Source organism: Caballeronia fortuita (assembly GCF_001544835.2).
Taxonomy (GTDB): domain Bacteria; phylum Pseudomonadota; class Gammaproteobacteria; order Burkholderiales; family Burkholderiaceae; genus Caballeronia; species Caballeronia fortuita.
The window spans coordinates 424,287-450,362 of sequence record NZ_FCNX02000001.1 but is presented as its reverse complement, the minus strand read 5'-3'; the positions used below and the strand labels follow the sequence as shown (position 1 = coordinate 450,362).

Annotated in this window: 25 protein-coding genes; 11 read left to right on the top strand and 14 right to left on the bottom strand. The window is 64.3% G+C overall.

Annotated elements, in window-relative coordinates; genetic code table 11:
- Positions 1–16: 16 nt before the first annotated feature.
- From AWB77_RS02105 to AWB77_RS02075, 7 genes are all read left to right on the top strand, one after another.
- Positions 17–829 carry an IclR family transcriptional regulator gene (locus tag AWB77_RS02105; protein ID WP_061132716.1) on the top strand — a complete coding sequence of 271 codons (813 nt, stop codon included), beginning with the start codon at positions 17–19 and terminating at the stop codon, positions 827–829.
- A gap of 110 nt (positions 830–939) precedes the next feature.
- On the top strand, positions 940–2,163 hold the full coding sequence (locus AWB77_RS02100) for a DUF3108 domain-containing protein (protein ID WP_061132715.1): 1,224 nt from the start codon (positions 940–942) through the stop codon (positions 2,161–2,163).
- 57 nt (positions 2,164–2,220) lie between these two features.
- Positions 2,221–3,009 carry an alpha/beta fold hydrolase gene (locus tag AWB77_RS02095; RefSeq protein WP_061132714.1) on the top strand — a complete coding sequence of 263 codons (789 nt, stop codon included), beginning with the start codon at positions 2,221–2,223 and terminating at the stop codon, positions 3,007–3,009.
- A 137-nt stretch (positions 3,010–3,146) separates the two neighbouring features.
- Positions 3,147–3,404, top strand: coding sequence for a BTH_I0359 family protein (locus tag AWB77_RS02090; protein WP_008351849.1), 258 nt, complete (start codon positions 3,147–3,149; stop codon positions 3,402–3,404).
- 219 nt (positions 3,405–3,623) lie between these two features.
- Positions 3,624–4,685 (top strand): homocysteine S-methyltransferase family protein, encoded by a 1,062-nt coding sequence (locus AWB77_RS02085; protein ID WP_061132713.1) that lies wholly within the window; start codon positions 3,624–3,626, stop codon positions 4,683–4,685.
- Positions 4,682–7,423: a methionine synthase gene (gene metH / locus AWB77_RS02080; protein WP_279616164.1), complete on the top strand. Its 2,742-nt coding sequence runs from the start codon at positions 4,682–4,684 to the stop codon at positions 7,421–7,423. The genes AWB77_RS02085 and metH overlap by 4 nt, the downstream gene beginning before the upstream one ends.
- A 146-nt stretch (positions 7,424–7,569) precedes the next feature.
- On the top strand, positions 7,570–7,776 hold the full coding sequence (locus AWB77_RS02075; protein WP_061133125.1) for a hypothetical protein: 207 nt from the start codon (positions 7,570–7,572) through the stop codon (positions 7,774–7,776).
- Positions 7,777–7,879: 103 nt separating this feature from the next.
- Here the strand turns inward: AWB77_RS02075 and AWB77_RS02070 are convergent, their stop codons facing one another.
- Positions 7,880–8,206 carry a DUF1840 domain-containing protein gene (locus AWB77_RS02070; protein WP_061132711.1) on the bottom strand — a complete coding sequence of 109 codons (327 nt, stop codon included), beginning with the start codon at positions 8,204–8,206 and terminating at the stop codon, positions 7,880–7,882.
- A 259-nt stretch (positions 8,207–8,465) separates the two neighbouring features.
- Here AWB77_RS02070 and argS point away from each other — a divergent pair, with 259 nt between their 5' ends.
- The 4 genes from argS (at position 8,466) to AWB77_RS02050 (ending at position 12,711) form a co-directional block, all read left to right on the top strand.
- Positions 8,466–10,250: an arginine--tRNA ligase gene (gene argS, locus AWB77_RS02065; RefSeq protein ID WP_061132710.1), complete on the top strand. Its 1,785-nt coding sequence runs from the start codon at positions 8,466–8,468 to the stop codon at positions 10,248–10,250.
- 128 nt (positions 10,251–10,378) lie between these two features.
- On the top strand, positions 10,379–11,140 hold the full coding sequence (locus AWB77_RS02060) for an SPOR domain-containing protein (RefSeq protein ID WP_061132709.1): 762 nt from the start codon (positions 10,379–10,381) through the stop codon (positions 11,138–11,140).
- 133 nt (positions 11,141–11,273) lie between these two features.
- Entirely contained in the window at positions 11,274–11,921 is a 648-nt protein-coding gene (locus tag AWB77_RS02055) for a thiol:disulfide interchange protein DsbA/DsbL (protein ID WP_061132708.1), read from the top strand.
- Between the two features lie 16 nt (positions 11,922–11,937).
- Positions 11,938–12,711, top strand: a complete 774-nt coding sequence (locus AWB77_RS02050) for an SDR family oxidoreductase (RefSeq protein ID WP_061132707.1) — start codon at positions 11,938–11,940, stop codon at positions 12,709–12,711.
- Between the two features lie 72 nt (positions 12,712–12,783).
- Here AWB77_RS02050 and AWB77_RS02045 read toward each other — a convergent pair whose 3' ends face one another.
- The 13 genes from AWB77_RS02045 to motA form a co-directional block, all read right to left on the bottom strand.
- Entirely contained in the window at positions 12,784–14,097 is a 1,314-nt protein-coding gene (locus AWB77_RS02045) for a DUF3443 domain-containing protein (RefSeq protein ID WP_061132706.1), read from the bottom strand.
- Between the two features lie 17 nt (positions 14,098–14,114).
- Positions 14,115–14,648, bottom strand: a complete 534-nt coding sequence (locus AWB77_RS02040) for a DUF2844 domain-containing protein (protein ID WP_082852559.1) — start codon at positions 14,646–14,648, stop codon at positions 14,115–14,117.
- Positions 14,649–14,886: 238 nt separating this feature from the next.
- Positions 14,887–15,594, bottom strand: coding sequence for a protein phosphatase CheZ (cheZ, locus tag AWB77_RS02035; protein WP_061132705.1), 708 nt, complete (start codon positions 15,592–15,594; stop codon positions 14,887–14,889).
- A 2-nt stretch (positions 15,595–15,596) separates the two neighbouring features.
- On the bottom strand, positions 15,597–15,992 hold the full coding sequence (gene cheY, locus AWB77_RS02030; protein WP_008351870.1) for a chemotaxis response regulator CheY: 396 nt from the start codon (positions 15,990–15,992) through the stop codon (positions 15,597–15,599).
- A gap of 49 nt (positions 15,993–16,041) precedes the next feature.
- Positions 16,042–17,133 (bottom strand): protein-glutamate methylesterase/protein-glutamine glutaminase, encoded by a 1,092-nt coding sequence (locus AWB77_RS02025; RefSeq protein ID WP_061132704.1) that lies wholly within the window; start codon positions 17,131–17,133, stop codon positions 16,042–16,044.
- On the bottom strand, positions 17,130–17,861 hold the full coding sequence (cheD, locus tag AWB77_RS02020; protein WP_061132703.1) for a chemoreceptor glutamine deamidase CheD: 732 nt from the start codon (positions 17,859–17,861) through the stop codon (positions 17,130–17,132). The genes AWB77_RS02025 and cheD overlap by 4 nt, the downstream gene beginning before the upstream one ends.
- On the bottom strand, positions 17,858–18,781 hold the full coding sequence (locus AWB77_RS02015) for a CheR family methyltransferase (RefSeq protein ID WP_061133123.1): 924 nt from the start codon (positions 18,779–18,781) through the stop codon (positions 17,858–17,860). The genes cheD and AWB77_RS02015 overlap by 4 nt, the downstream gene beginning before the upstream one ends.
- 157 nt (positions 18,782–18,938) lie before the next feature.
- On the bottom strand, positions 18,939–20,819 hold the full coding sequence (locus tag AWB77_RS02010; RefSeq protein WP_061132702.1) for a methyl-accepting chemotaxis protein: 1,881 nt from the start codon (positions 20,817–20,819) through the stop codon (positions 18,939–18,941).
- A gap of 19 nt (positions 20,820–20,838) precedes the next feature.
- Positions 20,839–21,357 carry a chemotaxis protein CheW gene (gene cheW / locus AWB77_RS02005; protein WP_061132701.1) on the bottom strand — a complete coding sequence of 173 codons (519 nt, stop codon included), beginning with the start codon at positions 21,355–21,357 and terminating at the stop codon, positions 20,839–20,841.
- A gap of 18 nt (positions 21,358–21,375) precedes the next feature.
- Positions 21,376–23,637 carry a chemotaxis protein CheA gene (cheA, locus tag AWB77_RS02000; protein WP_061132700.1) on the bottom strand — a complete coding sequence of 754 codons (2,262 nt, stop codon included), beginning with the start codon at positions 23,635–23,637 and terminating at the stop codon, positions 21,376–21,378.
- Between the two features lie 51 nt (positions 23,638–23,688).
- Positions 23,689–24,066 (bottom strand): response regulator, encoded by a 378-nt coding sequence (locus AWB77_RS01995; protein WP_061132699.1) that lies wholly within the window; start codon positions 24,064–24,066, stop codon positions 23,689–23,691.
- Between the two features lie 66 nt (positions 24,067–24,132).
- A complete protein-coding gene (gene motB / locus AWB77_RS01990; protein ID WP_061132698.1) occupies positions 24,133–25,131 on the bottom strand; it encodes a flagellar motor protein MotB in 999 nt (332 codons plus the stop codon).
- A 37-nt stretch (positions 25,132–25,168) separates the two neighbouring features.
- A complete protein-coding gene (gene motA, locus AWB77_RS01985; RefSeq protein WP_061132697.1) occupies positions 25,169–26,029 on the bottom strand; it encodes a flagellar motor stator protein MotA in 861 nt (286 codons plus the stop codon).
- Between the last annotated feature and the right edge of the window lie 47 nt (positions 26,030–26,076).

Genomic DNA, 26,076 nt, shown 5'->3' with positions numbered 1-26,076 from the left:
ATAGGCCTTTTTGCACATGCAATCCACATCTCTCACGGACGACGAAGACGCCACCGACGCCGCCGAGGAAAAAACCCGTTCCGGCATTCAATCGATCGAAGTCGGCTTTCGCCTGCTCGACGTGCTCACCAACGAACCGCGCGCGATGATGCTGCGCGACCTGGCGCAGCGCGCGGGCATGAGTCCGGCGAAGGCGCATCGCTATCTGGTGAGTTTTCTGCGACTCGGCGTGGCGTCGCAGGATCCGGTGTCGGGTCGCTACGAGCTTGGCGGCTTCGCGCTGCAGATGGGGCTGGCAAGGCTCGCGCGCGTCGACGGCGTGAGACTCGCGCGCATGGCGCTTGCGCAGCTGCGTGACCGGCTCGATCAGACGGTCGGCATCGCGGTGTGGGGCAATCAGGGGCCGACCGTCGTGCACTGGATGGAATCGAGCCATCCGGCGAAGGCATCGCTCAAGCTCGGCGACGTGATGCCGCTGCTTTCGTCCGCGACCGGCCTGCTTTTCGCCGCCTATCTCCCGCGCAGCAAGACGCAGCCGATGCTCGAGCGCGAGCTCGCCGCAACCAAACAGACGATCGCCGATGTCGAACCGCTTCTCGCGGAAGTGCGCGAGCACGGCGCCGCGCGCGTCGAAGGCATGCTGCTGCCGACGATCCATGCGTTCTGCACGCCGGTCTTCGATTCGACGGGCGAACTCGCGCTCGGGCTCATCGCGCTCGGGCACGAAGGCACATTCGACACGCGCTGGGGCGGCGAAATCGACACAGCCCTGCGCGAGTGCGCGAACGGCCTGTCGTATGAACTGGGGTACAAGGCGGGCGAACGCTGACGGCGCGCATCGAACGCGCGCGGAACATCGTTTCCGTCGCGCGTGTCTCACGCCTTTCGCCTGCTTCGTTTCGCTTGCTACTCTGCACCCGCGCTTTTCACGTCCGCACGATGTCACTGTTTCAATTCCGCCGCCCTCGTCACGCACAGGGCGAGCCGTCCGATGCCGCCATCGAAACCGCCACGCCGCGCCGCTGGGGCCGCTGGGCGCTGGCCGTGCTGATCGTCGCGGGGCTGCATGTCAGCGTGGTGCGCTGGATCGACCGCAACCGGCAGCCGGAGAACGCGCCGCCCGAAGCGCCGCCCGTGCAGGTGGAGTTGTTGACGCCCAAGCCGATCGCCCCGCCTGCGCCTGCGCCGGCATCGCCAGCGCCAGCGCCGTCCGCGCCTATGCAGCAGAAAGCGCCCGCGCCGCAGAAAGCGCCCGCGCCGGTGTTGAGCACGACCACGGCGCAAGCGGATGACACGGCGACAGTTTCCGCCGCCAACGCCACAGCCGCTCCGACACCCGCGCAGGCGGCTGCGCCATCGCCGGCAGCGCAACCGGCGCAGCCATCGCAACCAGCAGCCGCATCCGGCGACAAGTTCAGCGTTCCGCCCACGGGCGAGTTACGTTACGACACGCTCGTGAACGGCATGATGAATCAGACCGGCACGATCCACTGGAGCAACGACGGCCAGCATTACGAAATGGTCGTCTCGATTCCGCTGCCGTTCGTCGGGCCGTACGTGTATTCGAGCAAGGGCCATATCGACGGATTCGGCATCGCGCCGGAACAGTATTCGGAGCAGCGTGGCCGCCGCGCCGCCGACATCGCCATCTTCAATCGCGACGCGAAGCAGATCGTCTACACGAAGACGCCCCAGACCCAGCCGCTCGCGGACGGCGCGCAGGATCGCTTCAGCGTCGTCATGCAGTTGGCGAGCCTCGTGCGCGGCGCGCCCGACAAGTACAAGCCCGGCGTCACACGGCAATTCAGCGTCGCGGACAACGACAGCAACGAAATCTGGCCGGTGGAAACCGTCGGCGACGAAACCGTGCAGGCGCGCGGCGGCTTCACGACCGCGCGCCATTTCACGCGCCTGCCGCGCAAGGAAGGCGACCGCCGCAAGCTCGACATCTGGCTCGCGCCGTCGATCGGCTGGCTGCCCGTGCGGATTCTGCAAACCGAGCCGAACGGCATGCAGATCGAACTGCTGTGGGCGGGCAAGCTTGCGCCTTCATCGCCGGAATCGTCCTCGTCGCCGGAAACGCCTGGTTCGCCGGGCACGCAAGCTGCGTCTGAGGAATCCGCGCCCGCCGTGCCGGCAATGCCAGAGGCGGACAAACCGTAACGCGCTCGTCACACTTCGTGACGGAGCGCGGCAAAGCGGATTTTTCACGGAGCCGATATGCAGTTGACGATCAATCGCATCGACACACGTTATGTTCTCGACAACGAAGGCGGCGGTCCCTGGCTCGTCTTCATCCATCAACTTGCCGGCGATCTTTCCGTATGGGATCAGATGGCCGGCTACTTCCGCCACGACTTCACCGTGTTGCGTTACGACCTGCGCGGTCACGGCGACACGGCCGTTTCGCCGGATGCGTTCACCATCGACGATCTCGCCGACGATCTCGCGCAACTGCTCGACAAGCTCGGCGCGCCGTCGGCGCATGTCGTGGGGCTGTCGATCGGCGGCATGGTCGCGCAAAAGCTGGCGATCAACCATGCGGACAAAGTGGAAACGCTGACGGTCGTGGGCGCGCCGGCGTTCATCCCCGAGGAAGCGCGCGGCACGTTCGCGCAGCGCGCAGCGTCCGTGCGCGAAAACGGGACTGCGAGTATCGTGGATGCGACGCTCGAACGCTGGCTCACGCCCGAATTTCGCAAGGCGCACCCCGAAGTGGCCGAACCGATCGGGGACACGATCGCGCGCACGCCCGCCGAAGGATTCGCGCGCGCGGCAGAGGCGATCAGCCGTTTCGATGCGCGAGACAAGCTGGCTTCCGTGGCGAAACGCACGCTCGTGGTCGCGGGCGAACACGACGTTGGCACGCCGCATGCTGCCTCCAGGTTAGTCGCAGACACGGTGCCGGGCGCACGATTCGAATTACTTAATGCCGCGCATCTGACACCGGTGGAGGAATCACAGCGCTTTTCCGCTTTACTGGGTAACTTTTTACGCGGTTCGGCTTGATTCTTCCTGTTTTTGTTGCAAAAGAAAGCCTCGATACAACCGGCATCACATCGAGGCCACCCCTTGAATTCCAACCCAATCGCTCCAACTACGACGCAGGATTGCCACGGAGCAAACAAGGAATAAGGAGTGTCGCCATGCAAATGATCTACAACAGCCCCAACTATTGCGTCGTCGAATTTCCGCCGCAAGACAACCATCTCGCGATGAAGGCGGGCGGCTACGAGATCGTCGACAAGAACACGCAGCGGGAGATCTTCATCGACGGCGCGCTCGCCGCGAAATTTCGCGAGCACGTGCAACAGTTGATCGCTGAAGAGCCGTCGCTCGAGGATGTCGATGAATTCCTCGGCCAGTTCGATATCTTGATGAACCAACCCGTCGTGCTTCACTGATGCATGCACGCGCGCGAGCGGCACGGCGCCGCTCGCGCACGCCGCCGCGCGAATCCGCGGCTCAGGCGACACTCGCCGTTCCCGAAGACCCCGCCCCGCAACCGGCGGGGTTTTTTTCTGGCGCGTCACGCCGATGCGCGCCCGCCGCGCGGGAGCGACCGCCCCGCGCTGCGGCTACAATGTCAGGCTATTTCACAATCGGTGCAGGCCTCGTCCGTCATGACCCAGAACGCCATATCGAAAGCTCCCGCGCGCGCCTACACGCGCGGCGCCGCGCTGCCCGCGCTGCTGCAAAAGCGCATCCTGATTCTCGACGGCGCGATGGGCACGATGATCCAGCGCTACAAGCTCGACGAAGCCGCCTATCGCGGCGATCGCTTCGCGGATTTCGCCCGTGACATCAAGGGCAATAACGAACTGCTGTCGATCACGCAGCCGCAAGTCATCCGCGAGATTCACGAGCAGTATCTGGCGGCGGGCGCGGACATCGTCGAGACGAACACGTTCGGCGCGACGCGCGTCGCTCAGGCCGATTACGGCATGGAGGCCCTCGCGGCGGAGATGAACGTCGAATCGGTGAAGGTCGCGCGCGAGGCCTGCGACAAGTACTCGACGCCCGATAAACCGCGTTTCGTCGCGGGCGCGATCGGACCGACGCCGAAGACCGCGAGCATTTCGCCCGACGTCAACGATCCGGGCGCGCGCAATGTGACTTTCGATGAACTGCGCGACGCGTACTACGAGCAGGCGAAGGCGCTGCTCGATGCGGGCTGCGACCTGTTCCTCGTCGAAACGATCTTCGACACGCTCAACGCAAAGGCCGCGCTGTTCGCGCTCGACCAGTTATTCGACGACACCGGCGAACTCGTGCCGATCATGATCTCCGGCACCGTGACGGATGCCTCGGGCCGCATTCTGTCCGGGCAGACCGTGGAAGCGTTCTGGAACTCGCTGCGTCACGCGAAGCCGCTTACGTTCGGCCTGAACTGCGCGCTGGGCGCGGCGCTGATGCGCCCGTACATCGCCGAGCTGGCGAAGCTGTGCGATACGTACGTGTCGTGCTATCCGAACGCGGGCCTGCCCAATCCGATGAGCGACACCGGCTTCGACGAAACGCCGGACGTGACGTCGGGATTGCTGAAGGAATTCGCGACGGCCGGTCTCGTGAATATCGCGGGCGGCTGCTGCGGCACGACGCCGGAGCATATCGCCGAGATCGCGAAGGCGCTCGCCGAAGTGAAGCCGCGCGCGTTTCCTTCGCAATATCGCGACGCCGCCTGAAACAGAAAAGAGATAAGAACATGACCGATCACACAATGCGTCTCTCCGGCCTCGAGCCGTTCAACGTCACCGATGGCTCGCTCTTCATCAACGTCGGCGAGCGCACGAACGTGACCGGCTCGAAGGCGTTCGCGCGCATGATCCTGAACGGCCAGTTCGACGAAGCGCTGGCCGTCGCGCGCCAGCAGGTCGAGAACGGCGCGCAGGTCATCGATATCAACATGGACGAGGCCATGCTCGATTCGAAAGCCGCGATGGTGCGCTTTCTGAATCTGATCGCGTCGGAGCCGGATATCGCGCGCGTGCCGATCATGATCGACTCGTCCAAGTGGGAAGTGATCGAAGCCGGCCTCAAGTGCGTGCAAGGCAAGGCGATCGTCAACTCGATCTCGCTCAAGGAAGGCAAGGAACAGTTCGTCCATCATGCGAAGCTGATTCGCCGCTACGGCGCGGCGTCCGTCGTCATGGCATTCGACGAAAAAGGGCAAGCCGACACGTTCCAGCGCAAGACCGAAATCTGCAAGCGCTCCTACGACATTCTCGTGAACGAAGTCGGCTTCGAGCCGGAAGACATCATCTTCGATCCGAACATCTTCGCTATCGCGACGGGCATCGAAGAGCACAACAATTACGCGGTCGATTTCATCGAAGCGACGCGCTGGATCAAGCAGAACCTGCCGCACGCGAAAGTGAGCGGCGGCGTGTCGAACGTGTCGTTCTCGTTTCGCGGCAACGATCCCGTGCGCGAAGCCATCCACACCGTGTTCCTGTATCACGCGATCCAGGCCGGCATGGACATGGGCATCGTGAACGCGGGACAGTTGGGCGTGTACGCCGATCTCGACGCCGAGTTGCGCGAAAGAGTCGAAGACGTCGTGCTGAATCGTCGTGAAGACGGCACAGACCGTCTGCTCGAAATCGCGGACAAGTTCAAGACCGGCGCGGCGAAGAAAGAGGAGAACCTCGAATGGCGCAATCAGCCGGTCGAGGCGCGTCTGTCGCATGCGCTCGTGCATGGCATCACGAACTTCATCGTCGAAGATACGGAAGAAGTGCGGCAAAAGATCGACGCGGCGGGCGGCCGTCCGATCAACGTGATCGAAGGTCCGCTGATGGACGGCATGAACGTCGTCGGCGATCTGTTCGGCGCGGGCAAGATGTTCCTGCCGCAAGTCGTGAAGTCGGCGCGCGTGATGAAGCAGGCGGTCGCGCATCTGATCCCGTTCATCGAAGAAGAGAAGAAGCGCATGGCCGAAGCGGGCGCGGACGTGCGCTCGAAAGGCAAGATCGTCATCGCGACCGTGAAGGGCGACGTGCACGACATCGGCAAGAACATCGTGTCGGTCGTGCTCCAGTGCAATAACTTCGAAGTGGTCAACATGGGCGTGATGGTGCCCTGCGCGACCATTCTTCAGAAGGCGAAGGAAGAAGGCGCGGACATCATCGGGCTTTCCGGGCTCATCACGCCGAGTCTCGAAGAGATGGCCTATGTCGCGTCCGAAATGCAGCGCGACGAATACTTCCGCGGAAAGCAGACGCCGCTGCTCATCGGCGGCGCGACGACTTCGCGCGTGCATACCGCCGTGAAGATCGCGCCGCATTACGAAGGGCCGGTCGTGTACGTGCCGGATGCGTCGCGCTCGGTGTCGGTGGCGTCGAGTCTGTTGTCGGACGAAGGCGCGGCGAAGTATCTCGACGAGTTGAAGACCGACTACGATCGCATCCGCACGCAGCACGCGAACCGCAAGGCGCAGCCGATGGTCACCTACGACGAAGCGCGCGCCAACAAGACGAAGATCGACTGGAGCGCGTACGCGCCGAAGAAGCCGAGCTTCATCGGGCGGCGTGTGTTCAGGAACTACGATCTTGCGGAACTGGCGAACTACATCGACTGGGGGCCGTTCTTCCAGACCTGGGATCTCGCCGGTCCGTATCCGGCAATTCTCAACGATGAAATCGTTGGCGAATCGGCGCGGCGCGTGTTCTCCGACGGCAAGTCGATGCTCTCGCGCCTCATCCAGGGCCGCTGGCTGACGGCAAACGGCGTCGTCATGTTGCTGCCCGCGAACACCGTGAACGACGACGACATCGAAATCTACACGGACGAATCGCGCTCGCAAGTCGCGATGACGTGGCGCAATCTGCGTCAGCAGAGCGTGCGTCCTGTCGTCGACGGCGTGATGCGCCCGAACCGCTCGCTCGCCGACTTCATCGCGCCGAAAGACTCGGGCGTGAAGGACTACATCGGCCTGTTCGCGGTGACGGCGGGCCTCGGCGTCGACAAGAAGGAACAGCAGTTCGAAGCCGATCACGACGACTACAGCGCGATCATGTTGAAGGCGCTTGCCGACCGTTTTGCGGAGGCCTTCGCGGAAGCGCTGCACGCGCGCGTGCGCCGCGAACTGTGGGGCTACGCATCGAACGAAACGCTCGACAACGATGCGTTGATCGCGGAGAAGTACGTGGGCATTCGTCCGGCGCCGGGTTATCCGGCGTGCCCGGATCACCTCGTCAAGCGCGATATGTTCGAAGTACTTCAGGCGGACGAGATCGGCATGAGCGTGACCGAATCGCTCGCGATGCTGCCTGCCGCGAGCGTCTCGGGCTTCTATCTCGCGCATCCGGACAGCACGTACTTCTCGGTGGGCAAGATCGGCGACGATCAACTCGCGAGCTATGCCGCGCGCATGGCGATGTCGACCTCCGATGCCGAACGCGCACTCGCGCCGCTGCGCTGATGTTTCGCGCACGCGACATATCGTGAAACTGATAGCGGGAATTCGCACGGAACCGGCGGGAAGTTTTTGGATTCCGTAGACTTGTCACCGCGATGCGCCGTCGGCATGACGGCGAGCGCGTTCTTTTCGTCAACGGAGAAAGTCGCATGAAGAAGATGACGTCCGCCGTAACCGTAGCGATCGCCGCGGCTTTGCTCGCAGCATCGAGTTCCGCTGCATTCGCGCAGGCGAGCAGCACCCAGGCATCGTCGTACTCGCCGCCGCAGTCGGAGCACAAGAAGAAACCGAAGAAGCCTAAGAAGCCGCGCACGCCCGCAAAACCCGCCGGCATCGAGAGCGGCCAGTCGCAGTAACTCGCGGCATAGCGACCGAAGCCGTCCGACGTTTCATCGGAAGAAAAAAACCCGCATCGGCAGCGATGCGGGTTTTTCTTTGCGACGCGGCGAACCGCGCGAATCAGACGCCCCAGAGAATGTCCGTGTTGTGCTTCTGCGCAAGGCGCAGCATGTCGAGAAACGGATAGGCGCGCTGCGCGAGCCCGATGGGAATCTCATGCGGCTCGTGGCCTTCCTCGCCTTCGTGGAAGTGGCCGTCGTGTTCGGCGCGCTCTTTCTTGTCGGTGACGATGGCCGATTCGAGTTTCTGAATGGCCGAAGGCAACTCATCGTGAGTGATGACGCCCCGCTCTCCGAGCGGCTTGCCGATGATGCCAAGCAAGTACTCCGCGAGGTTCTCGAGCATCATGACATCCGGCGCGGACGGAGTTTTGAATGTGATCAGCATGGCATGGTCCTTTTGTTTATGTTGGGTCATAGGCGGTTTGCAAACGAAACACGCAGACGAGCCGGTCTCCCTGACAACATGACGACACCCTGATTCGACATATTAGCACCTGCTAAAATCCCCACTTCATGTGGTAGTCAATAGCGTTCGGCTGCCAACACCACATTCCCGGGCCAGCGCGTCGCGAAGTCGTCCTTCCGGGCCGGCGCACATGCCGGAACGCGCCCCGCGGCCCTCGCTCCACTGGATCACATTCAGCATGCTGCCCGCACACAAACACACTCTCGAAACGCTCATCACCGACGCGGTCCAGCAGGTCGCGCAAGCCACGCAAGGCGCAAGCGAAGCGGCCTTCGTCACGCCATCTATCGTCCTCGAGCGGCCGAAGGTCGCCGCGCATGGCGACGTGGCATCGAATGTCGCGATGCAGCTCGCCAAGCCGCTGCGCGCGAATCCGCGTCAGCTGGCGCAGCAGATCGTCGATGCCGTGCTCGGCCTGCCGGCCGCGAAGGGTCTCGTCGAGAGCGCCGAAGTGGCGGGTCCCGGCTTCATCAATCTGCGTCTGTCCGCGACGGCCAAGCAAGACGTGATCCCGGCCGTGCTCGGCGAAGGCGCCGCGTTCGGCCGTTCGATGCGCGATGCCGGCCGGCACGTGCTGGTCGAATTCGTGTCGGCGAACCCGACGGGCCCGCTGCACGTCGGCCACGGCCGGCAGGCCGCGCTCGGCGACGCGCTGTCGAACCTGCTCGAAACGCAGGGCTACAAGGTGCATCGCGAGTTCTATTACAACGACGCTGGCGTGCAGATCGGCAATCTGGCCACGTCGACGCAACTGCGCGCACGCGGCCTCAAGCCGGGCGATGCCGAGTGGCCGGACGCCGCGTACAACGGCGAGTACATCGCGGATATCGCGCGCGACTACATGGCGGGCGAAACCGTCGCGGCGAAAGACGGCGAGCCGGTCAAGGGCAAAGGCGACGTCGACGATCTCGAAGCCATCCGTCATTTCGCGGTCGCATATCTGCGTCACGAGCAGGACATGGATCTGACCGCGTTCGGCGTGAAGTTCGACCAGTTCTATCTGGAGTCGTCGCTGTACAAGGAAGGCCGCGTCGAGAAGACGGTCGCGGCGCTCGTCGATGCCGGCAAGACCTACGAGCAGGACGGCGCGCTGTGGCTGCGCACCACCGACGACGGCGACGACAAGGACCGCGTGATGAAGAAGTCCGACGGCACGTACACGTACTTCGTGCCGGACGTCGCGTATCACGTGGCGAAGTGGGAGCGCGGCTTCACCAAGGTCATCAACATTCAGGGCTCGGACCATCACGGCACCATCGCGCGTGTGCGCGCCGGACTGCAAGGGCTCGGCATCGGCATCCCGAGGGGCTATCCCGACTACGTGCTGCACAAGATGGTGACCGTCATGCGCAACGGTCAGGAAGTCAAGATCAGCAAGCGCGCGGGCAGCTACGTGACGGTACGCGATCTGATCGAATGGTCGGGCGGGCTCACGCCGGGCCACGAGACCGCGCCCGATCAGATCGACGAAGACACCATCCGCCGCGGCCGCGACGCCGTGCGCTTCTTCCTGATCTCACGCAAGGCCGATACCGAATTCGTGTTCGACATCGACCTCGCGCTCAAGCAGAACGACGAGAATCCGGTCTACTACGTGCAATACGCGCACGCGCGCATCTGCACGATCCTGAACGACTGGAAGGACAAGTTCGGCGGCGACCCGTCGAAGGCGGCGCAGGCCGACCTCTCGCCGCTGTCGAGCGACCGCGCGATGGCGCTCCTGAACAAGCTCGCCGAGTTTCCGGAGATGCTCGCGCACGCCGCCGACGAACTCGCGCCGCACGCGGTCGCGTTCTATCTGCGCGATCTCGCTGGCGAATTTCACTCGTTCTACAATGCGGAGCGCGTGCTCGTGGACGACGAAAAGGAACGCACCGCGCGCATCGCACTGCTCGCGGCAACGCGCCAGGTTCTGGAAAACGGTCTCGCGACCATCGGCGTGTCCGCTCCTCAAAAGATGTGACCTCCTGTCGCGCGCGCACGAAAATCACAATTTTCGGCGTGCGCGAACCGATGCCGGCGCGGGCTCGTCGCGAGCCGCCGCTATAATCGTCGCCCAACCAGAAGACTTTCTCGCAGGTGATTCATACGATGGCAAAACCACGCCGCACATCGAAGCAGTCGAAGCAAACCGGGGGAACGTTTATCGGCATCGTGCTGGGCCTGATCGTCGGCCTCGCGATCGCCGTGATCGTCGCGCTTTACATCACGCGCGCGCCCACGCCGTTCGTGGCGAAGGTCGCGCCGCCGCCGTCGGACACCAGTTCCGCGCCGGCCTCCGCGCAACCGTACGATCCGAATCGTCCGTTGCAGGGCAAGACGCCGGGTCAGGCGGTGCCGCAAGCCGCGCAGCCCACGCCGCCCAACACCGCGCCGGGTCAGACCAACAATCAGACGCAGTCGTCGGGCATGCTCGACGAGCCGCAGATCGTCGAAGTGCCGCCGTCGGGCGCAACCGCATCCGCGCCCAAGACCGCGAGCACGGCGCCCGCGAAGAAGCCCGAGACCGCGCCGAATGCGCCCGCCGCGACGAGCAACGCGAACGCCACGCCGCCGAAGGGCGGCTCAGCGCCCACGACGGCGAAAACCACGCCGCCCGCGCCCGGCGAGCCGAACACAGGTTATTTCCTGCAGGTCGGCGCGTACAAGACGCAAGCCGACGCCGAGCAGCAGCGCGCGCGCTTGGGCTTCCAAGGCTTCGAATCGAAGGTCACGCAGCGCGACGCAGGCGGCGTGACGTACTATCGCGTGCGCATCGGGCCGTTCGCGAAGTTCGAGGACATGAACACCGCGCGTCAGCGTCTGTCCGATGCGGGCGTCGATACCGCCGTCATCCGTTTCTCGAAGCAGTAACGCAGCAAAAGGCAGCAAGAACGCAGCAACGAAGTCGAAGCGCCGCGACGCTTAAGCGTGGCTTAAGCGTCGTATGTCCCACTGACGGACCTGCTTTTGTTCTGTCGCGTATCCATTGCGTACCTCTTCAATCATGAAAAAAATCTTTAGCGCGTTGGCTCTTTCCCTCGGCATCGCAGCCGCTTCCCTGAGCGTCGCGAGTTCGGCGATCGCCGCGCCCACGGCCGGCAAGGACTACTCCGTGCTGCAGGCGCCTCAGCCGATCGCCGCGCCAGCGGGCAAGGTCGAAGTCATCGAGTTCTTCTGGTACGGCTGCCCGCACTGCAACGAGTTCGAGCCGTATATCGAGGCATGGGCGAAGAAGCAAGGGCCGGACGTCGTCTTCAAGCGCGTGCCGGTGGCATTCCGCGACGACTTCATCCCGCACTCGAAGATGTATCACGCGCTCGACGCACTCGGCGTCGCAGAAAAGGTCACGCCCGCCGTCTTCAACGAGATTCACGTCAAGAAGAACTATCTGCTGACGCCGCAGGCGCAGGCGGACTTCCTCAAGACGCAGGGCGTCGATCCGAAGAAGTACATGGACGCGTACAACTCGTTCTCCACGCAAAGCGCCGTGCAGCGCGACGCGAAGCTCCTGCAGGACTACAAGATCGACGGCGTGCCGACGGTGGTCGTGCAAGGCAAGTACGAAACCGGCCCGGCGATGACCAACAGCCTGCCGGGCACGACGCAGGTCATGGACTTCCTCGTCCAGCAAGTCCGCGACAAGAAGCTCTAATCCCTCGCGCGCCGGTATGACTGAAGTTCGTCCGAAGGTCTTCATCACCGGCGCATCGAGCGGCATCGGCCTCGCGCTGGCCAGAGAATACGCGAAGCGCGGGGCCGTGCTCGGCCTCGTCGCCCGCCGCGCCGAAGCGCTCGCCGCGTTCGCGGCCAGCCATCCCCAAAGCACCATTTCCATCTATCCCGCCGACGTGCGCGATGCCGGCGCGCTCGCCGATGCCGCGCGCCGCTTCATCGCGGAGCATGGCGCGGCGGACATCGTCATTGCAAACGCGGGCATGAGCCGCGGCGCGCTGACGGGCCACGGCGATCTCGACACCTTCCGCGCCGTGATGGACGTCAATTACTTCGGCATGGTCGCGACGTTCGAGCCCTTCGTCGAATCGATGACGGCAGCGCGGCGCGGCACGCTCGTCGGCATTGCAAGCGTCGCGGGCGTCCGCGGGCTGCCGGGCGGCGGCGCGTACAGCGCGTCGAAATCGGCGGTGGCGAAGTATCTGGAAGCGTTGCGTGTCGAGATGCGTCCGCTCGGCGTGGCCGTCGTCACGATCGCGCCGGGCTACGTGCGCTCGGAGATGACCGCGCACAATCCGTATCGGATGCCGTTTCTCATGGACACCGACCGCTTCGCCGCGAAAGCCGCCGACGCGATCGGCCGCAAGGTGCGCTACGCGACGTTTCCGTGGCAGATGCGCGTCGCGGGCATGTTGATGCACGCCATCCCGCGCTGGCTCTATGACGCGCTCGCCGAGCGCGCGCCGCGCAAACCGCGCGCGGGCGAATGAGCGCGTGACATAAAAAAAACCGGCTGCGCGCAAACGCAGCCGGTTTTTCATTTGCGGCGTACCGCGCGCGCGTCAGAACGCGACGTAGGCAGAACTGTTCGGCAACTCGTATCCGACGTAGACGTGGCGGCCGAAGAAGAACGGCAGACCGAAGTCGAAGAAGTTGGACATGCTGAGCTGACCGCCGAGACTGTTGAAGGCGAACTTGTTCCTGCCCTGCGTCAAGGTGCTCGCGTTGGCGAGTACGAACGGCACGACAGCGCTGTTGCCCTCGGTGCCCTTGATCGTCGTCGACAGCGACTGCGATGCGCTCGGGCAATAAAACGCCGACGATCCCGAGCACAGCGGGAAGCTGTCCTGGAAGAAGTTGCCGTTCGATCCCGTGTCGAAGAACGTCTTGTACGTCTTGCCCTTGTACGTGCCGGTGAGGTCGCCGTACTGGTCCGTGCCGTACTTCGTCACGTTGCTGACCGCGTTGTTGCTCTGCGTGCCGATGCCGAATATCAGCACGCCGGTCGCCGTGGCCGCGCCGTTGTCAGGAACCGGCGGCAATTGCACGATCACGCCGTTGTTGTTCACCGCGAACTTTGCGACCGGGTTCGTCACCTGCTGCGCGAGCGGCACCGCGACGCCCGAGCAGTTCGCGCCGTTCGTGCACGAGAAGTACATCGCGTTGAGCGCCGTGCTCACGCATCCGTTGCCGCAGTCGTACGTCTGCGGGCCGATGCCGAGAATGCCGTTCGCGCCGATGTCGCCAGTCGTCTTTTCGTCGCTGCCGGACGGACAGCCGTTATCGCCCGTCGGCGCCGCCGATGCATCGAGATCGCCGATGATCTGGACCGGCACGTTCGACGCTACTTCGGTGCCCATCTTCACGTCAGCGGTACGCACGGTGCCCCATGTGTAGCCGTCCGCGAAACCGGCGCATTCGGCGAGTTGGCCGCCGTTCGACGCGCGCGACGTCGGCAGGCTGCCGAGCACGGACTGCGCAGCCGATCCGAGAATGCGCAGGCCGAAGGAAGCCGTATCGACCTGAATGTTATCGATGGTCTGACACACCGAAGAGCCCGGCGCGCACACCGTCACCGAGACGTTCGGGATATTGACGAAGCCCGCGACGCCGGAGTTGACGTTGATCGGCACCGCGTTCGTGCCGTTGGGCGCGATCGGCTGCGCGTTCGCGCTGCTCGTGGTCGAGCTGCCGCCGCCCGAGCCGCCGCCACCGCCGCCGCCCGACGAACCGCCGCCGCTGGAGGAACTGGAGTCATCGCCACCGCCGCCGCATGCCGCGAGCATGACGGACAGGCAGAGCACGCCGAGCCAGCGGGCGATGCCGCCGCGGCGCGCGGAAGAAACAGCGGGAAGGCCGAATGTCGTTCTATGCATACTGAGTCTCCCGTCGCTTACTGGATGTCGCTGGCGGACACGCCGGCGGGCAACGATTGCGGCAGGTACGCGCTGCCCGCGAACGAACCCATGTGCCCTCCCGAATCCACGACGAGCCCGGAGCCCTGCACGCTCACCGGCCCACGGCTGCCGCGCGCGGCGCGCTGCGCCTTCAGGCCTTGTTGATATTGCGGGAAATAGCTGCCGAGCAGGCCCGCGAGATCCGGCACGCGCGGACCGTGCCACGCGATGCCGAACACGACGCCTTCCGTGCTCAGGTATTCGTTGACGACCGTGCCGCTCGCGAGCGTGGTCGAGCGAATGGTGTAATTCGATGTCGATGCCGACGATGTACTCAACGCACCGCTCGCGACGGCCGCACGCGCGACCGCCTGCGTCGACGACGAATTGGTAGCGCCTTGCGGCGTGTCCATCGGCTGGCCGCCGAGCACTGCGTATGCAGGCGCTGCTGCGCCTGCGCTCAGCGCGCCGGCGACGAACGCCAGCGTGCTGAAAAAACGCCCATGACGGGATTGCTTCGGTGCCTTCACTGGGCCTCCTATCGGTTATCTGCCGGTCGCGCGCGCAATCTTTGCGCCCGGTTCTTGACGATTGAGTGACAGATGCCACCGCTTTTCGCCCCTCATTTTTCAGCGCGAATACCGCCAGTATGCCAGCCGCGCCGAATAGTCCTAACGTTCGCCAGCGCACAAACGCAAAAACGCGAAGCGCAATGGTATGCGCTTCGCGTTCTTCGATGGTCAGAAAAGAACCGGAAAAGCGGCTGCGTCAGAATCCCAGGCTCGCGAGCAGATCGTCGACCTGCTCCTGATCCTGCACGACGTCGCTGCGTCCTTCCGGATTGATCTGCGGGCCGTTCAGCAAGCTCTCCGGACTACCCGTCACCGCCGACGACATCAGCGCCGCCGCCGACGCCGCGAACTGCTCCCGGCGCTCCGGCGCGATGTTTTCGAGCAGCACGCCGAGCAATTGCTGTTCGATCAGATACACGACGTCCGTGATCTTCTTGATGACCTGGCCGGTCAGATCCTGGAAATCCTGCGCGAGCATGATTTCGAGCAGTTGCGCGTTGGTCGCCTGCGTCCGTCCGGGCACGCTTTGCAGGAACGTGCGCGTCTGCGCGAGCAATTCGCCTGCTTCGCCCTGCGCGAGCGGCGCGTCGTACCATTTGGCCCAGCGCGCGTCGAGCGCCTGCGCTTCGGTCTGCATCGATTCCTGCATCGGCTTGGCGAGCTCGATCGCGTTGAGCGCGCGCTCGGCGGCCTGCTCGGTCATCGTCGCGACGTATTTCAGACGGTCGCGCGCGTCGGGCACGGCTTGCGCCGCGGCTTCGACCTGCTTGTCGAGGCCGAGCTCGCGCATCGAATCGCGCAGCGTGCGCGTCAGTTGGCCGATGCGTGCGAGGATACGATCGCTCGACGGATCCGCTTCGGCTTCGGCAACCGCGGCTGCCAGTTCAGTGGTGAGATCGTTCAAGATCAGCTCCCCGCTTTGGCCATCTTCTCGAGAATCTTGGTGAGCTTCTCGTCGAGCGTGGCGGCCGTGAAAGGCTTCACCACATAACCGTTCGCGCCCGCCTGCGCCGCCGCGATGATGTTTTCCTTCTTCGATTCCGCCGTCACCATCAGCACCGGCAGATGCGAGAGCGTCGCGTCCGCGCGGATCTGCTGCAGCATCGACAGCCCGTCGAGATTCGGCATGTTCCAGTCGGTGATCACGAAATCGAAGCCGCCTCCGCGCAGACGCGCGAGCCCCGCCGCGCCGTCTTCCGCTTCGTCGACGTTGCCGTAACCCAGCTCCTTGAGCAGGTTGCGCACGATACGGCGCATCGTCGGAAAATCGTCGACGACGAGGATCTTCATGTTCTTGTCCATCATTACTCCCGTGTGTTCTCAATGCGGCGGCGCCGCGTAAATCCAAAGTTCAGACGCGCTGTACGCGTTCGCCCATCGAGGCAAGCCGTGCCATCACGCGCCGGCTCATTTCAGAGAGCGGCGCGATTTCGCTCGCACCGCCCATTGCAATCGCTTCGCGCGGCATGCCGAACACCACGCAACTCGCTTCGTCCTGCGCGAGCGTGTGGGCGCCCGCCTGCTGCATATCCAAAAGACCGGCGGCGCCGTCGCGGCCCATGCCGGTCAGGATCACGCCTATCGCGTTCTTGCCCGCGTGCTGCGCCGCCGAGCGGAACAGCACGTCGACCGAAGGCCGATGCCGGTTCACCGGCGGCGCATCCGACAGATGCGCGACATAGTTCGCCCCGCTTCGCGCGAGCACCAGATGCGCGTGGCCCGGCGCGATATACGCGTGGCCCGGCAGCACGCGCTCACCATGTTCCGCTTCCTTCACCGTGATGCGGCACAGCCCGTTCAGACGCTGCGCGAACGACTTCGTAAAACCCGGCGGCATGTGCTGCGCGATGAGCACCGCGGGCGCATCGGGCGGCAGCGGCACGAGCACTTCGCGGATCGCTTCCGTTCCGCCCGTCGATGCACCGACGATCACGAGCTTTTCCGTCGACACGAGCGGGTTGTTGAAATGCGGCGCGGGCTTGTGCGCGACGCCGCCCGCCGGCGCGCTCGCCACATGCGCGGCCTGCTTCACGCGTGCGCGCGATGCGGCGCGCACCTTGTCCGCGAGCTTTTCCGCGTAGTCGAGCATGCCGTCGCGGATGCCGACTTTCGGCTTCGTGACGAAATCGACCGCGCCGAGTTCCAGCGCGCGCAGCGTGATTTCGTTGCCACGCTCGGTCAGCGACGACACCATCACGACCGGCATCGGCCGCAAGCGCATCAGCTTTTCCAGGAAGTCGAGGCCGTCCATGCGCGGCATCTCGACGTCGAGCGTGAGCACGTCCGGGTTATGCAGCTTGATGAGTTCGCGCGCGACGAGCGGATCGGGCGCGGTCGCGCACACGTGCATGTCGGGCTGCGAGTTGATGATCTCGGTCATCAGGCTGCGCACGAGCGCCGAATCGTCGACGCACAGCACCTTGATCTTTTGCGCTGTGTTCATGCTTCCTCCACGGTCTTCAGGCGCGACGTGAACAACTCGACGCGCGGACGCCGCGACGCCGACGCGTTCGCGTTCGTCGTGAACAGCTCCGCGCGCGGCTTCGCATTCGACTGGAACAGCTCGACGCGCGCCCGCGCCTTCGCGAGCCGCTCCGCGCGTTCTTCCGGCGTGCGCTGCACGAGCGCCTGCTCGCGTTCGACGACGACCGGGTCATGCGCCGTCTTCAGCTTCTTGACCATCACCTGGCCCGAGCGCGGCATGAAGGCGACCTTGCGCGGATGCGCGCCCTGCAGGTCCTCGGCGACGATGCGAATCTTCTCCAGCGCGAGATAGCGCCGCACGAACTCCGAGTTGCGATCGCCGATGTTGATCGTCGTCATGCCCGCGAGCACCGCGCCGCCGCCGAACACTTTCGCTTCGAAGCGTTCGCGCCGTCCGCCGCGCTTGATGAGTTCGTTGATGAGCACTTCCATCGCGTACGCGCCGTAGCGCATCGAATCCGACGCGGCGTGCGATGCGTCGGAACCGTCATCGGGCAACATGAAATGATTCATGCCGCCGATGCCCGCCGTGCGATCGTTGATGCATGCCGCCACGCACGAACCGAGCACGGTGACGAGCACCATGTCTTCGCTCGTCATGTAGAACTCGTTCGGCAGGAGCTTCACGCCCGGCTTCTGGAAGTGATTGTCGAAATAGAGATTCGACGCCATCGGCAGACCGCTCATGCCGGTTCTCCCGCGAGCGCGCGCCTCGATCCGCTCGCGACCTTCGTATCGCGCGCGAGTTCGTACACGGTCTGGCCGCGCAGCCTGAATGCCTGCGAGACATACGTGAAATTTTCCGAATGTCCGGCGAACAGCAGCGCGCCCGGCTTCATCAGAGGCTCGAAGCGCGAGAGCACTTGCCCTTGCGTCGGCTTGTCGAAGTAGATCATCACGTTGCGGCAGAAGATCGCGTCGAACGGGCCTTTCACGTCGTAGCGCGCTTCGGTCAGATTCACGCGGCCGAAGTTCACCATCGCGCGCAACTCGGGACGCACTTTGACGAGACCCGCGTGCGAGCCGGTGCCCTTCAGGAAAAAGCGCTTGAGACGTTCGACGGACAGCGCCTTCACCTGATCGAGCGAGTACACGCCCGCTTCGGCCCTCGCGAGCACCTGGCTATCGATATCGCTCGCGAACACGGTGCATTGGCGCGCCGCGTGTTCGCCGAGCGCTTCGACGAGTGTCATCGCGATGGAATACGGCTCCTCGCCCGTCGATGCCGCCGAGCACCACACCGAGAACGGCTGCTGCCGGCGCTTCACGAAGTCCGCGAGAATCGGAAAGTGATGCGATTCGCGGAAGAACGCCGTGAGGTTCGTGGTCAGCGCGTTGACGAACGCTTCCCACTCGGCGTTGTCCTCGTGCGTTTCGAGGCGGTCGAGATACTGCTTGAACGTATCGATGCCGCACGCGCGCAGACGGCGTGCGAGGCGGCTGTACGCCATGTCGCGTTTATGGTCGGACAGCGAGATGCCCGCGCGGCGATGAATCAGCTCGCGAATGCGGGCAAAGTCCGCCGACGTGAATTCGAAATCGCGTTCGACTTCGGTGCCGCGCACATTGGCGGGCAAGTCGACGCGCGTGTTGCGCGTTGCCATCATGATGTCTCGTGCTTCCTTGACGTCGTTCCTGACGCCCGATGTGGCGTGTTCGTCGCGCTCGACCATGCGGACTCGCGTCTTCCGTGCGCTGCGGTGAAACGCCGGTTATCGATCGTGATGCGCGATGCCTGCATGGCCGTATTCGTTTGCGGTGCGGTTAGAAGGTTTCCCAGTCGCCGTCGTCGGCGGTCGTCGCTTTCGCGCGCGGGGCCGGTGCGGGCTTTACGCTCGCCGGCTTCTTTACGGCCTTCGGCGCTTCGGGTGCTGCTGCCTTCGCGGTTTCCTTTCCTGCTTCCTTCGCTGCTTCCTTCGCTGCTTCCTTCGCTACATCCTTATTAACGGCTGCTTCCGGCGCAACTTTTGGCATCTCGACGGACTTCGCTTTCGACACGACCGAGGCAACCGAAGACGTCGACGGCTCGACGCGCGCCGACGCCTTGATGCGCGCCGCCGCCGTCGATGCGCTCGCACGCACGGGCGCCGCGCTTTCCAGACGCCATTGCGCGACCACGTCCTTCAGTTGACGCGTCTGATCTTCGAGCGATGCCGCCGCGGCCGCCGCTTCTTCGACGAGCGCGGCGTTCTGCTGCGTCACGCTGTCCATCTGCGTGACGGCGCGATTGACCTGCTCGATGCCGTCGGACTGTTCTTCCGACGCCGCGCTGATCTCGCCCATGATGTCGGTCACGCGGCGCACCGCCTGCACGATCTCGCCCATCGTCTGACCGGCGCGCGCGACGAGTTCCGTGCCGCTGTCGACCTTCGCGGCCGAATCGCCAATCAGCGTCTTGATTTCCTTCGCCGCCGCCGCGCTGCGCTGCGCGAGCGAGCGCACTTCGCCCGCCACGACCGCGAAGCCGCGTCCTTCCTCGCCCGCGCGCGCCGCTTCGACGGCCGCGTTCAACGCGAGAATGTTGGTCTGGAACGCGATGCCTTCGATCACGCCGATGATGTCGACGACCTTGTTCGAGCTCGATGCAATGGCGTGCATCGTATCGACGACCTGCTCGACCACTTCGCCGCCGCGCGATGCGATATCCGATGCGTTCACCGCGAGCTGGCTCGCCTGGCGCGCGTTGTCGGCGTTCTGCTTCACCGTGCTCGTCAGTTCTTCCATGCTCGACGCCGTTTCCTGCAGCGACGCCGCCTGCTCTTCCGTGCGCTGCGAGAGATCCGTGTTGCCGCTCGCGATTTCATGCGCGCCGACATCGATCGATTCCGCGCCGCGATGCACCGCGCCGACCATCGCGGTCAAATTGCCGCGCATGCGTTCGATGCCTGCGAACAGGCGGCCGATTTCATTGCCGCTGTCGCTGTGCGCGGACTGCGTGAGATCGCCGCGCGAGATGCGGTCGAAGTGATCGACGGCATCGTTGATCGGCTTCACGATCAGGCTCGAGAGCGCCATGCGCGTGCCGACGAGCATCAGCACCGCGAGTGCGAGCACCGCGCCGATCGTCATGTTGAGCGCCGCGATATGCGAGGCCGTGCCCGCGCGCGATTCCTCCGCGTGCGCCTGATGCGCGGCGACGGCGGCCGTCACTGCCTGATCGAACGAGACGAACATCGGGCTGATCTTCGTGTCGGCGATCGCGTGATACGCGGCCAGGTCGTTCGCACGGATCGCGGCGAACTCCGGCTCGACGCCCGTCTTCACGAGCGCGTCGCGCTGCGCGACGAGCGTGTCGAGCGTTTCTTTCGGCAGCGTCGGCTTGGGTGTGTCGATATAGAGCTTCCAGTTCTCGTTGCTCTTGTCGAGCAGATACTGGCCGCGATCGATCGCCTTCTTCGCTTCTTCCGTGCTGCCCGCTTCGGTGAGCGAACGCACGCGGTCGAGCGTGACGCGCGAGCGCAGCAGATACGACGACGTTTCCGAGAGCGCGCGCATCGCAACCATGTCTTCCTGCGCGAGCGACGTGAGCGATGCGCCGGCGGAATTGAGGCCGACGAGCGCGAGCACGCCGATGAGCGCGGCGCATCCGGTGAACAACAGGCCGACGAGCGTGAGCGTCGTGCGGATCGACAACTTCTTCAGCATGGCTTCTTCCCTGCGTGCTTTATGCGGCGACGGAGTCGATCAACTCCATCTCGCGGCTCGTCATGAGTTTTTCGATGTCCATCAGGATCAGCATGCGGCCATCGACCGTGCCGAGGCCCGTGAGGTATTCCGTCGCGAGCGTGCCGCCGAATTCCGGCGCGGGCATCACCTGCTCCTGCGTCAGCGTGAGCACGTCCGACACGCCGTCGACCACCATGCCGACCACGCGATGCGCGACGTTCAGGATGATGACGACCGTCTGGTTGTCGTACTCGACGCGGCCCAGATTGAACTTGATACGCATATCGACGATCGGCACGATGATGCCGCGCAGATTGATCACGCCCTTGATGAACCCGGGCGCGTTCGCGATGCGCGTAACGTTGTCGTAGCCGCGAATCTCCTGCACTTTCAGGATGTCGATGCCGTATTCCTCGGCGCCGAGCGTGAACACGAGAAACTCCTGCCCCGCGGCTTCGGCGTGCTGCGCATCACGTCGCGAAGGCGCAGCGGTATGAATCGTTTGAACGTCTGCCATGAAAAGGCTCCTTCGATATCAGTGAGAATGGGCGCCGTGCTGCGCGCGCGATTCGCGGTTGAGCGCGGCCACGTCGACGATCAGCGCGACGCTGCCGTCGCCCAGGATGGTCGCGGCGGAAATGCCGTGCACCTTGCGGTAATTCGTTTCGAGGTTCTTTACGACGACTTGCTGCTGGCCGACGAGCTCGTCGATCAGCATCGCGAAGCGGCGTCCTTCCGTCTGCATGATCGTGACGATGCCTTGCGTAGGCTCGGTGCGCGCGCCGTCGACATCGAACACGCGATGCAGCGCGACGAGCGGCAGATATTCGCCGCGCACGCGCACCACGCGCTCGCCGTTGGCGACCGTGTAGATGTCTTCGGCAACCGGTTGCAGCGACTCCATCACGAAGTTCAGCGGCAGAATGAAGATCTCGTTGCCGACCTTCACCGACATGCCGTCGAGGATCGCGAGCGTGAGCGGCAGCACGATCTTCGTCGTCGTGCCCGCGCCCTGGCGCGACATGATTTCCACATGCCCGCCCATCGACTGGATGTTGCGCTTCACGACGTCCATGCCGACGCCGCGGCCGGAAATGTCGGTGACCTGTTCGGCGGTCGAGAAGCCCGGCATGAAGATGAGTTGCCAGACTTCTTCGTCGCTCATCGATTCGGAGACCTGCATGCCCTGCTTTTGCGCCTTCGCGAGAATCTTGTCGCGGCGCAGGCCGGCGCCGTCGTCGCTCACTTCGATGACGATGTTGCCGCCGTGATGCGCCGCCGACAGCACGAGCTGGCCGGTCGTCGACTTGCCCGCCGCGCGGCGCGCTTCCACGGTTTCGATGCCGTGATCGAGCGAATTGCGCACGAGGTGCGTGAGCGGATCGATGATGCGTTCGATCAGGCTCTTGTCGAGTTCGGTAGCCTGACCGAACGTGACGAGTTCCACTTCCTTGCCGAGCTTGCCGGCGATGTCGCGCACGAGGCGCGGGAAGCGGCTGAAAACGTAATCCATCGGCATCATGCGGATGGACATGACGGCCTCTTGCAGATCGCGCGCGTTGCGTTCGAGCTGCGCCATGCCGTTGAAAAGACGGTCGTGCAGCGCGGGATCGAACGTGCTCGTGGTTTCCGCGAGCATCGCCTGCGTGATGACGAGTTCGCCGACCAGATTGATGAGCTGATCGACCTTTTCGACGCCGACGCGAATCGAGCTGCCTTCCGCCGATGCCGCCGCCTGCGGGCGCGCCTTCTTGTCGGCATCGCTCGCGGCTGCTTTGGACGGCTGGACGACGGACGGGTCTTTCGAACCCGCCGCCGTCGCCGCTTCTTCTTTTGGTGCTTCCTTGCCGGCCGCGGATGCGGGCGCGTCGGGCGCCTGCGATTGCTTCGGCTCTTCCCGTAGCGTGCGTGCTGCTTCTTCTGCTTGCTGCGTTGCTTCGGCGGACTGCGCCGCCGCGTCGCCACGGCCGATCGCGATCTGCTTCTCGTCGATCACGAAGCAGCACACGGCGACGATATCGTCGGCGGGGACGTCCGAGTCGAGCCAAACCACGTACTCGGCGTCCGTCTTGTTTTCTCCGACGATGCTTCCCAGATTCCCCAGCTCCTCGATCAGAGTCGCCAGGTCCTTCTCGCCCACCCCCCGTAGCGTAATTTTCAGGTGGGGTCCAGCTTCCGCCGCCGGCGCGCCGGCAGCGGTTCCCGCATTCGTGGTTCCTGCGTTCGCGCCATCGGCCAGTTCGAACGCGCCGTCCCAGTTGCCGTCGTCTTCGATCGCGTCGATCGCCTGTTCCAGCACATGCGCGGGCGCGGCGTTCGGGCCGTCGTAGGCCGGCGCGGCGGGAGCGGGCACTGAGACAGGCGCGGGCGTCGCTTCGTGCTTCGCCGACGGCGCGGCTGCATCGGCCGTTTCGTTCTTCAGGCGCTCCAGCTTCGCGCAGATCGCGGCTGCGGCGGCCGCATCCGGCTCGGCGCTCGCGCGATACGCGGCGAGCTGATCCGAGAGCACGTCCTTCGTCGCGAGGAACGTGTCGATCATGTCGCGGCGCAGGACGAGCTCGTTATTGCGCGCGCGGTCCAGCAGCGATTCGAGGATGTGCGTCGTTTCGGTGAGCGCGGTGAAGCCGAACGTCGCCGCGCCGCCCTTGATCGAATGCGCCGCGCGAAAGATCGCCGCGAGGTCTTCCGGATCGGGATTCGCGATGTCCAGAACGAGCAGCAGTTGCTCCATCTGCGCGAGCAGTTCGTCCGCTTCGTCGAAGAAGGTTTGATAGAACTGGGTAATGTCGAGTGTCATGCTTGAGTCACCATCGGCGCGTGCGTGCGCGGGTTGTCTTGTGCTTCGGCTTTAGTGCTGCGTGTCTTCCGAGAGCGCGGCGACCAGTTCGGTCAGCAGATCCGGATCGAGCGGCTTCTCGATCCAGCCTGTCGCGCCCGCCGAGCGCGCCGCGTCCTTGAACGGCTCGCCGCCCTCGGTCGTCAGCACGAGAATCGGCGTGGCCCGATACGCGGGATTGCCGCGCAGCGCCGCGATCAGATCGAGCCCGCTTCTGCCCGGCATGTGCTGGTCGGTCAGAACGAGATCGAAGTGCTCCGCGAGCGCCCACTCCAGCCCTTCGTCGCCGTCCGACGCGACGGTCACTTCGTAACCCGCCGTCGCCAGCGTCGCCGAGAGGATTTGCCGCATCGCGGCGGAATCGTCGATTGCCAGAATGTTCTTGATCATGTTTGTCTCTTGCCGTGATGACGGTCGAAACGTGTCGACACTTGAGCGTCTTTTCGAGGTATTTGCTCAGTTCGCGGCAGGTTTCGCCGCGATGCCGGGAATGAGCTGGCCGAGCGCCGTCGACGGATTGCCGTTCGCGTCCGTGCCGTTGTCGAGCGTCGCGCCGCCGGAGCCGTCGTCGCGCAGCATCGACATTTCCGTTTTGCGATTGAGCACGATCACGCTGATGCGCCGGTTCTCCGGATCGAGCGGATCCTTCTTGTTGAGGTTTTGCGTCGATGCGAGTCCGAGCACGCGCATCACCTTCGCTTCGTCCATGCCGCCCGCGACCAGCTCGCGCCGCGACGCGTTCGCGCGATCCGCCGAGAGTTCCCAGTTGCTGTATCCCTTGTCGCCGCCCGCGTACTTCACGGCGTCGGTGTGGCCCTGCACGACGATGCGGTTCGGCACGTCGTTCAAAGACCGGCCGATCTCGCGCAGGATGTCGCGCATGTACGGCTGCACGGCGTTGCTGGAGAGCGCGAACATCGGGCGCTTCTGCGTATCGACGATCTCGATGCGCAAGCCCTGCTGCGTCGATTCGATGCGGATCTGCTGCTTGAACTGGCGCAGCGTCGGATTGGCTTCGATCGCGGCCATCAGCTTCACCTGAAGGTCGTGCAGGCGCACCTGCTCGCGCCGTTCGAGTTCGCCTTGCGCGGCCTTGAGCAGTTCTTCGTCGGTGTCGGACGAAGCGCGCTGCGCGAGCTGCGTGCTGCCGTCGCTGCGCCGCGCCGCGCCCGCCTCGATGCTGGAGATGTCGCGCCCGCCGCCGGTGATGATGCTGTTGTCCATGCCGACGGTCTTGCCGCCGACCATCGCGGCCTTGAGCGGCATCTGGAAGTATTCGGCGATGCCGCGCCGCTGCACGGGCGAAGTCGACGAAAGCAGCCACATCAAGAGGAAGAACGCCATCATCGCGGTCATGAAGTCCGCGTAGGCGAGTTTCCACGCGCCGCCGTGATGGCCCTTCTTGCCCGCGACGACGCGCTTGATGAATATCGGGCGATCGTTATCGTTGCTCATCGCTGTATCTCGGCTGATGCGAAGGTTGGGTCAGGCGTCACTTCGACTTGACCCGGCGCACGTGTTCTTCCAGTTCGGAGAACGACGGGCGTTCCGTCGAGAACAGCACCTTGCGGCCGAACTCCACCGCGATCGCGGGCGCGTAGCCGTTCAGGCTCGCGAGAATCGTCACCTTGATGCACTGGAACATCTTGGTCTGCTCCGCGACGCGCTGCTCCGCCACATTGGCGAGCGGGCCGATGAAGCCATACGAAAGCAGAATGCCGAGGAAGGTGCCGACGAGCGCCTGCGCGATCATCTCGCCGAGAATCGCGGGCGGCTGATCGGCGGAGGCCATCGTGTGCACGACGCCCATCACCGCCGCGACGATGCCGAACGCGGGCATCGCGTCGCCGACCTTGGTGAGCGCGTGCGCGGGCGCTTCGCCTTCGACGTGATGCGTCTCGATCTCCTCGTCCATGAGGCTTTCGATTTCGAACGCGTTCATGTTGCCGCTCACCATGAGACGCAGATAATCCGTCAGGAATTCGACGATGTGATGGTCCGCGAGAATCTTCGGGTACTGGCTGAAGACCGGGCTCTTCGACGGATCTTCGATATCCGCTTCGAGCGCGAGCGTGCCTTCCTTGCGCGCCTTGGCGAGCAGCACGTAGAGCAGACCCATCAGCTCCATATACATGCTCTTGTCGTACTTCGCGCCCTTGAAGAGCGTCGGCAAAACCTGAATCGTCGCCTTGATGGTCTTGACGTTGTTGCCGAGGATGAACGCGCCGATGCCCGCACCCGCGATCATCAGAATTTCGACCGGCTGCATGAGCGCGCCAAGGTGGCCGCCTTCGATGGCATAGCCGCCGAAAACGGACAGCAATGTCACGAGCGATCCAATGAAAATCAGCACAGTCGAGTCCTCACGTTTCGATGCGGTAAGACCGCCGTTAAGTGGTT